This window comes from Novosphingobium rhizovicinum (genome assembly GCF_040813635.1).
Taxonomy (GTDB): Bacteria; Pseudomonadota; Alphaproteobacteria; order Sphingomonadales; family Sphingomonadaceae; genus Novosphingobium; species Novosphingobium rhizovicinum.
In genome coordinates, this window is sequence record NZ_JBFNXR010000017.1 from 191,551 (window position 1) to 203,835 (window position 12,285).

The 12,285-nt window shown below is 64.6% G+C and carries 9 protein-coding genes; 6 read left to right on the forward strand and 3 right to left on the reverse strand.

Annotated elements, in window-relative coordinates; all coding sequences use genetic code 11:
* Window positions 1–2 precede the first annotated feature (2 nt).
* The 3 genes from ABUH87_RS02400 (at window position 3) to trxA (ending at window position 6,888) form a co-directional block, all read left to right on the forward strand.
* The gene (locus tag ABUH87_RS02400) at window positions 3–3,002 is read left to right on the forward strand and encodes a PD-(D/E)XK nuclease family protein (RefSeq protein WP_367768872.1); all 3,000 of its coding nucleotides are present in this window, start codon (window positions 3–5) and stop codon (window positions 3,000–3,002) included.
* Window positions 2,999–6,490, forward strand: coding sequence for a double-strand break repair helicase AddA (gene addA / locus ABUH87_RS02405; RefSeq protein ID WP_367768875.1), 3,492 nt, complete (start codon window positions 2,999–3,001; stop codon window positions 6,488–6,490). The genes ABUH87_RS02400 and addA overlap by 4 nt, the downstream gene beginning before the upstream one ends.
* Before the next feature lie 77 nt (window positions 6,491–6,567).
* A complete protein-coding gene (gene trxA / locus ABUH87_RS02410; protein ID WP_367768878.1) occupies window positions 6,568–6,888 on the forward strand; it encodes a thioredoxin in 321 nt (106 codons plus the stop codon).
* A gap of 27 nt (window positions 6,889–6,915) precedes the next feature.
* Here trxA and ABUH87_RS02415 read toward each other — a convergent pair whose 3' ends face one another.
* The 3 genes from ABUH87_RS02415 to ABUH87_RS02425 form a co-directional block, all read right to left on the reverse strand.
* Entirely contained in the window at window positions 6,916–7,734 is an 819-nt protein-coding gene (locus ABUH87_RS02415) for an inositol monophosphatase family protein (RefSeq protein ID WP_367768881.1), read from the reverse strand.
* Window positions 7,735–7,742: 8 nt separating this feature from the next.
* The gene (gene argJ, locus ABUH87_RS02420; RefSeq protein ID WP_367768884.1) at window positions 7,743–8,969 is read right to left on the reverse strand and encodes a bifunctional glutamate N-acetyltransferase/amino-acid acetyltransferase ArgJ; all 1,227 of its coding nucleotides are present in this window, start codon (window positions 8,967–8,969) and stop codon (window positions 7,743–7,745) included.
* Window positions 8,970–9,040: 71 nt separating this feature from the next.
* Window positions 9,041–9,697 carry an alpha/beta hydrolase gene (locus ABUH87_RS02425; protein WP_367768887.1) on the reverse strand — a complete coding sequence of 219 codons (657 nt, stop codon included), beginning with the start codon at window positions 9,695–9,697 and terminating at the stop codon, window positions 9,041–9,043.
* 125 nt (window positions 9,698–9,822) lie between these two features.
* Here ABUH87_RS02425 and ABUH87_RS02430 point away from each other — a divergent pair, with 125 nt between their 5' ends.
* From ABUH87_RS02430 to ABUH87_RS02440, 3 genes are read left to right on the forward strand one after another with little or no spacing between them, the layout of a single operon-like run.
* Complete coding sequence (locus ABUH87_RS02430) at window positions 9,823–10,863, forward strand: cysteine desulfurase family protein (protein WP_367768891.1); 1,041 nt, start codon at window positions 9,823–9,825, stop codon at window positions 10,861–10,863.
* The gene (locus ABUH87_RS02435) at window positions 10,860–11,939 is read left to right on the forward strand and encodes a cysteine desulfurase family protein (protein WP_367768894.1); all 1,080 of its coding nucleotides are present in this window, start codon (window positions 10,860–10,862) and stop codon (window positions 11,937–11,939) included. The genes ABUH87_RS02430 and ABUH87_RS02435 overlap by 4 nt, the downstream gene beginning before the upstream one ends.
* Window positions 11,911–12,273: a 2Fe-2S iron-sulfur cluster-binding protein gene (locus ABUH87_RS02440; protein ID WP_367768898.1), complete on the forward strand. Its 363-nt coding sequence runs from the start codon at window positions 11,911–11,913 to the stop codon at window positions 12,271–12,273. Before ABUH87_RS02435 ends, ABUH87_RS02440 begins: the two co-directional genes overlap by 29 nt.
* The last annotated feature ends 12 nt before the right edge of the window (window positions 12,274–12,285 follow it).

The following is a 12,285-nucleotide window of genomic DNA, read 5'->3' on the forward strand; positions in this document are numbered from 1 at the left end:
ACGTGCCTGAGCACACCCAGCCGCAGGTCTATTCGATTGCCGCACACCGGGGGTTTGCCGATGCGCTGGTGGCCGGGCTGGTGCCCCGCTACGCGGAACCTGATTTCGGCCTTGCCCGCCTGACACTCTTGCTGCCGAGCCGTCGTACTGTGCGGACCGTCACCGAAGCGCTGATCCGACACTCGGGCACGGACGCAGGGCAGGGCGGCATGCTGCTTCCACGCATGACCGTCGTGGGCGACTTGGATCTGGACGAGGCGCTCGGTCCTTTGCTCGATCCTCTTGGCGCATCGGAGATTCCTCCCGCGGCCGATCCGGTGCGGCGCTGGCTGCGACTGGCCGATCATCTCCCGTCGATCGAGGGTGAAGCTGCCGGTAGTGGCGCGGTCCTGCTGCGGAGAGCGTTTGAGATCGGGCGAACGATGGACCGGCTTGCCGTCGAGGGCATTGCCCCTGTCGACCTGCTTTCCGATGAAGTCATCGGCATTGTTGGGGAACTGGCGGAGCACTGGCGCGAGGCGACACGCACGTTTCTGAAGGTGCAGCAACTCTGGATCGCCGACCTTGCACTACGCGGCGAAGTCGATGCACCGGAGCGGCGAAATCGCCTTTTCGATCATGCTGCCAAGCGCTGGTTGCAGACGCCTCCGGCTCATCCGGTGGTCGCCGTCGGGGTCACGAGCGCGTCTCCGTCGCTCGCAAGATTGCTGCGGGTGATCTCGCAATTGCCCCGTTGCTCGGTGATTCTCCCAGACCTCGACCTGGCACTGGATCAGGAAGTATGGGAGTCGCTTGGTACCGCAGGCATGCCGAAAGAGGCAGGCGACCCTCCATTCGGCAGAGCCGACGCGGTCACGCACCCCCAGTATCACCTGAAGCTGCTGCTTAATCGAATGGGGGTATCGCGCGAGGAAGTGCAGCCTTGGCATCGCGCGGGCATGAGCGCTGCATCGCCTGAGCGCAGCCGTGCTATATCGAACCTCTTTCTCACCCCCTCGGCTTCGGCGCGATGGTCGAACCTGGCGGCTCGCGAGCGGCGGCTGTCCGGTGTTCGCTTGATGGAGAGCGCCACTCCGGCGGCGGAGGCGCAGGCAATCGCTGTTCTGATTCGTCAGGCGCTGGAGACATCGGAGCGTCGGGTCGCCCTTGTCACCCCGGATCGGGCACTCGCGGGGCGCGTCGTCGCGCAGCTCGGACGCTGGGGCATAGTTGCGGACGATACCGCTGGCCGCCCTTTGCCCCAGACTGCTGCCGGTCGGGTCCTGCTATTGCTAGCAGAGCTTATTGCAGAGCAGGCGGCCCCGGTGCCGCTTGTCGCTCTTTTGACGCATCCTCTTGTGGCCGCCGGAGAGAAACGGGCGGAGTGGCTGGAACACGCTAGGGCGCTCGACCTCGCTTTGCGGGGGCCGCGGCCCGGCCCGGGCCTTGCGCCGATCCGGGAAGTTGCTGAGCGCGCTGGTGCCGCACCGTGGTGGGATTATGTGGAGCCCGTGCTCGCTCCGCTCTTTGCCTTTGGCTCCGGTGCAACGCTGGCTGATCTGATCGATGCTTTGGCGTTGGCGGCAGAAGCCCTTTGCGGCGAGAGCGTGTGGGGACGACCAGACGGGCGCGCCCTTGCCCAGTTCATCGAGGAACTGCGGGAGGCGGCGCGGGAGATCCAGACGCGCCTTGACCCGGCTGAACTGCACGCGGTGTTGCGCGATGCGATGGAGCGGGTTTCCGTTCGTCCACCGTGGGGTGGGCACCCGCGGGTCGCAATCTATGGATTGCTTGAAGCCAGGATGAGCCGGGCGGACCTCGTGATCTGTGGTGGTCTGGTCGAGGGCGTGTGGCCCGCGAGCCCTTCAGCCGATGCGCTGTTGCCGCCGGCACTGCTGCGCGCTCTTGGCGTTCCGGGCGCAGACTTTCGCATCGGGCTCTCCGCGCATGATCTTGCCGCGGCGCTCGGCGCACCAGAGGTGGTTCTGAGCTGGGCTCGCCGCGACGAGAGCTCGCCCGTGATACCTTCCCGTTTCGTGTTGCGAGTGAAGGCGATGCTGGGCGAGCAGGCGCGGCTGATGGTGGATCAGGATACGCCCCGTCTCGCGCGGCTGCTGGATGAGGCGGCGCCAGCACCTGCATATCCGCGCCCGCAGCCGATGCCGTCCTCGGACCAGCGCAGGGTGGCGATCTCGGTCACGGCTCTCGACCGACTGCGTGGCGATCCGTACCAGTTTTACGCGAGTTCCATTCTCAGGTTGCGCAGCCTCGATCCGCTCGATGCAGAGCCCAGTGCGGCCTGGAAAGGGACGGCCGTACACGCCATTCTGGATCGTTGGCACAAGCAGGGTCAGCCTGCCGGAATGCTGCGCAGCATTGCAGAGCAGGTCATGGACGAGATGAGCGCCCATCCACTGATGCGGGCGCTCTGGCGGCCACGTTTGCTGGCGGCGCTCGACTGGGTGGGAGAAGAGATCAGCCGCCAGAACGCCGAAGGACGGCGGGTCCTGGCAACTGAAGCGGACGGCGCGATTGAGTGGCGCGGTGTGCGTCTTCACGGGCGGGCCGATCGCGTCGATCTCTGTCCTGACGGCACACTCGCCGTCGTTGACTACAAGACCGGCCAGCCTCCTTCGGCGCGACGGGTGCAGGAGGGTTTCTCGCTGCAGTTAGGCCTCGTTGGCCTGATCGCCAGCGAGGGCGGCATCAAGGACATTTCGGGCGAGGCGCAGCGTTTCGAATACTGGTCATTGGCGAAGAAGCAGGGTCAGGATCAGTTTGGTTACTGGACCGAGCCTGTGTTGGAGGGGCAGAAGAAGTCCGGCATCCCGCGTGAGAAGTTCCTTCCTGAAACGGTCCGATATCTCAACGATGCGCTTGACCGCTGGGTGCTGGGAACAGAACCTTTCACCGCGCGCCTCAACCCCGACCTTCCAAGCTATGCCGACTATGACCAACTCATGCGGCTGGATGAGTGGATCACGACGCTGGGCAACGCGGACCAGCATGAGAATGCGGCATGACGGGGCCACATCCCCTAGTCGGCAGCCAGATGAAGGCGGTCGCGCCCCAGGATACTGTGTGGCTTTCTGCTTCGGCGGGCACCGGTAAGACTCAGGTCCTTTCATCGCGCGTGCTGCGGCTTTTGCTGCAGCCTGGCGTGGAGCCTTCGCAGATCCTGTGCCTCACGTTTACGAAGGCGGGCGCCACCGAAATGGCCGCTCGCATCAACGAGAAGCTGGCAAGCTGGGTCAGGTTGGGCGAGCCTGAACTGGCGGCAGAGCTGGCAGCGATCGGCGCGGACGTCGGACCGCAGACGCGGCAGCATGCGCGGACCCTGTTTGCTGCGGTACTCGACTGTCCCGGTGGAGGGCTAAGGATCGACACAATCCACGCCTTCTCGCAGTGGCTGCTCGCGGCGTTCCCGCTCGAATCGGGATTGGTTCCGGGTACTCGACCGATGGAAGATCGCGAGCGCGTGCTGCTCGCCCGGCAGGTCTTGGCAGACCTCCTGGTCACCGCCGAGAAGGACCCTGTCGGCGATCCGCAGTTGCTTGTTGCTGTCGCCGAGCTTTCGCTGCGCATGGGCCCCGATGCGGTCCAAGCCTTCCTGCTGCGTTGCGCCTCCGCGCGGGAAGCATGGCTGGGACCGGGCGGCTGGCAGGAGCCGATGCGGCCGAACGTCCTGCGGTTGCTGGGGCTGCCCAGCGATGCCAACGCCGATATGCTGGCCAAGATGTGCTGCGATGACGCGTTCGACACGTCTGCGTTACGGCGCTGCCACGAGACGCTGAGCGCCTGGTCCACCGAGACCGGCCGGGAGGGCGCCGAGGCAATCGCGGCCTGGCTCGCCGCTGAGCCCGAGGTGCGGGCAAAAGCGCTGGCTGATCTTTATGGCGGTCTTTTCACAAAGACGACCGGCGCGCCCAAACGGCTCGCCAACATCCTCAAACGCGATCCGGATTACGAGGATCACATTGGCCGCGTGAGCGAGTGCATTGCGCGCGTGCAGCAGATGGCAGCCATGCTGCAGTTGGCGGACAGGCTTGTCCCGGCCTTGCGGCTTGGCCGCGCCTTTGCACTGGCGTGGGAAGACGCAAAGCGGCGTGAGGGTCTCATCGACTTCGACGACCAGATCCGCCAAGCGGCAGCCCTGCTGAGCCGGCGCGAACTGTCCGACTGGATACGCTACAAGCTCGACCGACGGTTCGACCATATCCTCGTTGATGAAGCGCAGGACACCAACGAGGCGCAGTGGGACATCATCTTCGCCATGGCAGAGGAGTTCTGGGCGGGCGAAGGACAGCACTCAGACCGACTGCGCACGCTGTTCGTCGTTGGTGATTACAAGCAGGCGATCTTCCGGTTCCAGGGCACGAGTCCGGAAAACTTCCGCCGCGCCGCCGATCGGGTCCGCCTGACAATGCGCGATGCTGCGCACAATGCGACTTACCTTGCGGAGAACGCCCGCCCTCGCGAGCTCCAGGACCTCGGCCTCGATCGCAGTTTCCGAACCGCGCAGGAGGTGCTCGACTTTGTCGATCGAGCTCTCCACGCCATCGGTCACGATGGAATCGGTCTCGACCGGCCGGCTGAACGACACGTCGGACAGCAGCGGCCCGGCTATGTTTCGCTCTGGCAGCCGATCGGCGCCGCATCCGATGAACTCGATGATGAGCCGGAGGAAGGGGCCGAAACCTGGCTCTCGCGTCCCGATCGTCAACTGGCCGAGCGCATCGCCCGGCAAGTGCGCGCCTGGCTTGATCCGCAGGGCTCTGGCTTTCGCCTGCACAAGGGCGGGGAGCGTCGCGCGGCGGCCGGCGACATCATGGTTCTGGTGCGCAAACGCAAGGAACTGGCGGGGCTCATCGTTGCCCGGCTCCATGCCATGGGCGTCCCCGTGGCGGGCGTGGACAGGCTCCGTCTTGGCGCACCGCTGGCGGTCAAGGACCTCGTCGCGGCCCTGCGTTTCGCGGCCCAGCCGTTAGATGATCTCAACCTGGCTAACCTTCTCGTCTCACCGCTGGTTGGGTGGACGCAGGATGCACTGCTGGAACATGGATACCGGGATCCCGGACAGCGGCCCCGCCGCTCGCTCTGGGCACACCTGCGCGCATCCGTCGATCCACTGGTGCGGGATAGCGTCGTTCAGCTTTCATCCCTGCTGGCGATCGCGGACTTCGATCCTCCGCACGTTCTGCTTCAATGGCTCTTGTCAGGGCCATGGCAAGGACGCCGTAAACTCGTCGCGCGCCTGGGGGTGGAATCCAACGATCCCATCGACGAGCTTGTGAACGCGGCGCTTGCCTACTCCGCGATCGGCACGCCCAGCATCGCCGGATTCCTGGCTTGGTTCGATGCGGGTGACGGTGAGTTGAAGCGCGAAGCCGACAATGCACAAGATCTTGTTCGGGTGATGACCGTCCATGGCTCGAAGGGTCTGCAAGCCCCCATCGTTATTCTTGCGGACGCAACCGGCAATCCGGACGAGAGCCGGGAGCGCGGGCTCGACCTGCCTGACCCGCACGACACCAAGCGACGCATTCCGCTGCCGCCCCTGCGCAAGGAAGAGAAGTGCGGGCGCATTGCGGAGGAAGCGCAGGCAGTAAAGCAGGCTGAGATGCAGGAGCACTGGCGCCTTCTCTACGTTGCCATGACACGGGCGGAGGAGGCGCTTTTCATAGGTGGCGCGCTTGGTCCGCGGGACAAGGGAGCAGCTGCTCCGAACAGCTGGTATGCTCGGCTGGAAGCACTCTTTCCCCCAGAGCAGGTCGTGGCAGATCCGCTTTGGGACAGCCGGCGCGACTGGGGCTCGCCGCCGGAGGGCATGGCCGCGGATAGCGCCGGTCCTGCGGTTGAGTTGCCCCTTCCGGAGCCGCTCCCTCCGGCTTTGCTACGCCCTCCGCCGGCTGAGCCGCTTCCGCCCCGCCCGCTTGCGCCCTCTGCCTTGGGTGAGGAAGCCGCATCCGACCCGCCCCTGCTGCCCGGTGCTGCGCTGGATGCTGCGCGGCGCGGCACCCTCATGCACAGGCTGCTGGAGCGCCTGCCCGAAATGAGCTCTGAAATGCGCGAGGAGGGCGCGCGCCAGTGGCTCGTCCGCAATGCTGCTGACTTTTCGGAGCATGAGCGAGAGGCGATGCTGGCGGCGACCCTGGCCATCGTCAGCGAGCCGGGCTGGGCAGACCTGTTCGGCCCCTCCAGCCTCGCGGAAGTTCCTTTTTCGGCGATCGTAGGCGGGCAGGTGGTCGCCGGTACAGTCGATCGGCTGCTCATAACGCCAGAGCAGATACGGATCGTGGACTTCAAAACCGCCCGAAGACCGCCCGCAAGCCTGGAGCAGGTGCCCGTCGCCACTCTGAGGCAGATGGCAGCCTATGTTGCGGCGCTGGAGACAGTCTATCCGGGCCGCACCGTCGACGCGGCGATCCTCTACACGGCCACTCCACAACTCCTTGCACTCGATGCCGACGTTTTGGCGCCTTACAAGCCGCACTTGGCCGCAATCGAGTAAACCTTTCGCAAGCCGGCGTTGCCTGCGCCGCTTTCGTGCCTAGATTGCAGCTCAATCCTTTCCATCGGAGAACTTACATGCCCACCAAAGCCGTAACCGACGCCAGCTTCGAGGCGGATGTCCTCAAGTCCGACAAGCCCGTGCTGGTCGACTTCTGGGCGGATTGGTGCGGTCCGTGCAAGATGATCGGCCCCTCGCTCGAGGAGATCAGCGAGGAGTTGGCCGACAAGGTGACGGTCGCCAAGATGGACATCATGGCCAATACGGAAGTGCCAGGTCAGATCGGCGTGAAGTCGATCCCGTTGATGGTGCTGTTCAAGGATGGCAAGCCGGTCGCCCAGAAGCTCGGCGCTGCACCCAAGAGTGCTCTCAAGGGCTGGCTCGAAGGCGAACTGTAAGCTGACGTGAGGCCGAGCGCGGGCACCCTATAGGCGTGCCATGCGCTCGGCCAGTTCGTCCCAAAGCCGAGGCGTGGCGGCTCCGATCAGCCCACGTGTCTCCCACTCGTCCACACGATAGGTAGAGCCGTCAAGACGAGCCGCGCGCCCCCCGGCTTCGTTCAGGAACAGCGTGCCGGCGGCATGATCCCATGGCAGCGTCCGGTTGAAGATCGAGACGTCGTTCGTGCCCAGAACGAGGCGCGGGTACTGCTCGGCCGCGCAGCGGGGAATATCGACCATTCGATAGTGCGGTGCGATATGCGCGAGCACTTGCTCGCGCTCCTCCGGGTCCATGTAGACCGTGGAGAGCGCTGCGACCGGCGGCTCTTCTGCCGTCGGACGCGCCGTGATCCGTTCTCCGTCTACGAAGGCGCCACCCGAAGCGTGGGCGTAACAAAAACGGCCGCTCAGCGCGTCAAGGATCCAGCCCCCGATCGTCTCACCACCATCCGCCAGAGCCACGAGCACGCCGAACGGCGCCTTGCCCGAGGCGAAGTTGTTGGTTCCGTCCAGAGGGTCGACGATCCAGCACAGGCCGCTACGCAGGCGTTCGAAGATTGCGGGGTCGGCGAAGGCCGCCTCTTCGCCAACGACCGTTGCCTGCGGAAGCAAATCGGTGAGTAGACCCGTCAGGATGGCTTCGCTTTCGTGATCGGCGACGGTGACCACATCGTCTACAGCCTTGGCGATGACATCATTTTCGGCAAGGGCGCGAAAGCGCGGAACGATAGCCGTTTGGGCTGCCTGTCGCATGATCGCCTCGACACGCGCAGTGAAGGCGGGAGTGATGTCACGGCCGTTCATCGTGGGCTTCAGCTCCTGTAATCCGCGTTGATCGAAATGTAGCCATGCGTAAGGTCGCAGGTCCAGACTTGCGCTCGACCGTCGCCCAGTCCCAGATCAACCTCGATCGTGATGTCTTGCCCCTTCAGGTGCGCGGCGACTGGCGTCTCGTCATAGTCAGCGAGGGGTAGCCCCTCACGCGCGGCCCAGACGCCGCCAAAGCCGACCGACAGCTTGTCGCGATCTGCAGGCTCGCCTGCCTTGCCCACAGCCATGACTACACGGCCCCAATTGGCGTCTTCTCCAGCGATTGCGGTCTTCACCAGTGGCGAGTTGGCAATGGCAAGTCCCACGCGGTGCGCGCTGTCGTCCGACACTGCGCCAGAGACCGTCACCGTGATGAACTTCTGCGCGCCCTCTCCATCTCGCACCACGAGATGTGCGAGTTGACGGCAGACATCGTGGATGGCGGCAGCGAAAGCGTCAGCGCCAGGGCTGTCGATGGAGGTGAGCGGCTTGTTGCCTGCCTTGCCGGTCGCAAAGGCAAGCACGGTGTCGCTGGTGGATGTGTCCGAATCAACGGTGATGCAGGAGAACGTCGTCTTGTTGGCGCGCGACAGGCATTCCTGGAGGAAGGCTGGCGCCACGTCCGCATCGGTGAAGAGATAGCCCAGCATTGTCGCCATGTCGGGCGCGATCATGCCTGAGCCCTTGATGATCGCAGAGATCGTTATCTTGACGTCGCCGATCATGGCGGAAGCCGTCGCGCCCTTGGGGAAGGTGTCAGTCGTTGCGATGGTCGAGGCGGCGTCCTGCCATGAGCATGGCGCTGCGCTCATGGCTGCCGCGACGCCCTCGCGAGCCTTATCTTTCGGCAAGGGAACGCCGATGACCCCGGTTGAAGAGACGAAGACCTCTTCCTGCTCACACCCTAGGTGTCCGGCCACTTGCGCCATGATCTGCTCAACGGCTTCGCGACCGCGATAGCCAGTGAAGGCGTTCGAGTTGCCGGCATTCACCACCAAGGCGCGGGCGCGTCCTCTGGCGACATTGTCGCGGCCGATCTCGACCTCGCTTGAACAGCAAACGTTCCGGGTGAAGACTCCCGCCACTGCAGTGCCTTCGGCCAGTTCCACGTAGGTGAGATCGCACCGCCCCCAGTTCTTGTACCCGGCGCGCGCCACGCGCGGGGTGACGCCCGCGATTGCGGGTAGATCGGGAAAGGGGATGGCGAGCGGAGAAACGGCGTCGGACATATGCCGCCCCTAGGACGAGGCGCGGCGCTTCGCAACGCCGCGCCTGCAGAGGCTTTAGCCGGTCCGGCGGTTCACTTGATCGGGCAGTCCGGTGAAAGCCGCATGTCGAGGTAGTTATCCACCGAACGCATCAGGTCTTCCATCTCGTTCTCGAAGAAGTGGTTCGCGCGGGGCACTTCGTCGTGGTGGATGGTGATGTGCTTTTGCGTGCGAAGCTTGTCGACCAGCTTCTGTACAGCGCTGGGGGTCACCACAGTATCTGCCGTGCCCTGAACGATGATGCCCGAAGCGGGGCAGGGCGCCAGAAAGCTGAAGTCGTACATGTTGGCTGGCGGAGCGATCGATATGAACCCGCGGATTTCGGGGCGGCGCATCAAAAGCTGCATGCCGATCAGAGCGCCGAAGCTGTACCCGGCGATCCAGGTGGTCGATGCCTCGGGGTGAATCGACTGCACCCAATCGAGGGCCGAAGCCGCATCGGAAAGTTCGCCAATGCCGTTGTCGAAGCTGCCCTGGCTGCGCCCGACACCGCGAAAGTTAAATCGCAGAGTTGCAAATCCGCGGTTCACGAAAGTCTTGTAAAGGTGCTGCGTGATGCGGTCATTCATGGTTCCACCCGCCTGCGGGTGCGGGTGGAGGATCATCGCGACCGGCGCACGAGGACGCGACGCGGGCTGGAAGCGGCCTTCGAGCCGCCCTTCGGGACCAGGGAAAATGACTGCGGGCATGTGATTCGCGAACCTGACTTGCTGACCGGAGCGCCGCGCCACGAAGACGACAGCAGCACCGGGGGTGCCAAAGGATGGGTGTTCGCTATATAGAACTACCGCTCCCGAAAACAACGTGCCTGAAAATGTCCCCCGATCTGCTCTATCTTGACCATGCTGCGACCGCTCCGTTGCTCCCCGAAGCCCGATCGGCGTGGCTGGAGGGAGCGGCTCTGTGGGCCAATCCTTCCAGTCCGCACCGTCAGGGGCGCGCAGCCCGTGCAGCGCTCGAGAACGCGCGGGAGCGGGTCAAGGGAGCCTTGGACTGGCAGGGCGAACTCATCTTCACTTCCGGGGCCAGCGAGGCGCTGGCTATTGCGCTGACTCGCTGTGTAAGGCCCGTGAGCGCTATTTCCGCTGTGGAGCACGACGCGGTGCTTCGGTTGTGTGAAGGTGTGCCAAGGCTTCGAGTCGATAACGGCGGGCTCGTGGAGGTCGGCGAGGCCGAAGCCGGATTGGTGGCGATACAGCACGTCAACAATGAAACAGGTGTGATCCAGGACCTCGAATCGATAGCGTCTACCATGCGAGCTGCTGGCGGTTTGCTGCTTGCCGATTGCGCTCAGAGCGCGGGCAAGTTGCCGCTGCCCGCCGCCGACATGATTGCGGTTTCGGCTCATAAGTTTGGAGGGCCGATCGGGATCGGCGCTTTGCTGGTGCGGGACTGGGCGATCTTGAGGCCCTCGGGTGGGCAGGAGCGCGGATATCGCGCAGGGACGGAGAACCTGCCCGGCGCCTTGGCCATGGCCGCCGCTCTCGAAGCGGATCGAACCTGGCTGGAGCGCGCGGCACGTCTGCGGGCGCGACTGGAAAACGGCATTCGCGCAGCCGGTGGGGCCGTGGTGGGTAACGCAGCCCGGCGCATACCGACGGTCGGCGCTTACAGGATGCCGGGGGTCTCTTCAGCGGTTCAGCTGATCCGCTTCGACGCACAAGGCATTGCCGTATCGGCCGGCAGCGCCTGCTCCTCCGGCAGCCTCAAGCCCAGCCACGTCCTCACGGCGATGGGGGTGGATGGTGCCGCAGAGGTCGTGCGTGTAAGTATCGGTCGCGAGACTGGCAGCCATGACGTCGATCGCTTCCTCGCCGCCTGGCAGGAAGTGGCACGAGGCCGGGCAGCCGCATGATCTATCTGGATTATCAGGCTACGACGCCTCTGGCGCCCGAGGCGCGCGACGCCATGCTTCCCTGGCTGGGCGGCGCTGAGACCGTAGGCTTTGCCAACCCGCATAGCCCGCACCGGCCCGGTCGCGCAGCAGCCGCGGCTATCGAGGTCGCCCGGCAGCAAGTAGCGGCGCTCCTCCCTCCAGGTGGCCGCGTTATCTTCACCGGAAGTGCGACGGAGGCGCTGAATCTTGCGATCTTTGGCTCCGGGGCCAAGCGCCTCGCTGTCTCCGCGATCGAGCATGCTGCCGTTCTGGACACGGCGCGCGCGGCCAGTTCCTGTGTCACGCTCTTGCCTGTGAATACCAACGGCCTCGTCGATGCCGCCGCGGCGATTCCGCAAGGCAGCGATCTAGTCGCCGTTATGCAGGTGAACAACGAGATTGGAACCGTTCAGCCCGTCAACGAGCTGGCTGAGGCATCGCATCGTGCAGGCGCCTTGTTCCTTTGCGATGCTGTGCAAGGCGCTGGCAAGATCAGTTATCCGGAAGGGGCGGACCTGGTGGCCTTGTCAGCACACAAGCTGTACGGACCAAAGGGCATTGGAGCTCTGTGGGTGCGGGATGGAGTCACGCTGTCACCCTTGATGTACGGCGGTGGGCAGGAGCAGGGGCTGCGCTCGGGTACGCTAAGCCCAGCACTATGCGCCGGTTTTGGCGCAGCCGCAAAGCTGGCGCTGGAGCGCGCCGAAGCCGACATGCAGCACGTGGCCTCCCTATGGAGCATCGCTCGCGAGATCCTGTCGCGCTGGACTCTGAATGGTTCGGCAGAGGCGCGCTGGCCAGGCAACATGAACGTACGTCTGGAGGGCGTGGACGTCGCACGGCTGATGTCCGACTTGCGTGACCTCGCATTTTCGGCAGGTTCGGCTTGCGCCAGTGGCTCCGGCCGCCCAAGCCACGTGCTGACGGCTTTAGGTCTTTCGCCGCACGAAGCAAAATCTTCTATCCGTCTCGGATTCGGAAGATATAGTAGGCTACGGGAAATAGAGGATGCCTGCGCACGCATAAATGCCGCAGCGGCGGCGCAGGGAGTCTGATGAGTTGAAAGTTCGATTCGTCACCAGTGATGGCAGTGTCGTTCCGGCTGAAGCGGAAAGCGGCACAAGCTTGCTCGAGTTGGCGCAGGCGGCAGGAATGCCGCTCGAAGGTACGTGTGAGGGGCAGATGGCTTGTTCCACCTGCCACGTGATCGTTGCCCCCGAGTGGTTCGAAAAACTGCCTCCGGCTTCCGCTGACGAGGAAGACATGCTCGACCTTGCTGCGGGCGTTACCCGGACCAGCCGCCTGTCGTGCCAGATCGAGCTGGCGGAGGGCATGGAAGGGCTGGAGGTTCGCATTCCTGGCCTCGCCCGCGACATGCAGTTCGGGTGACTGACACGTCGC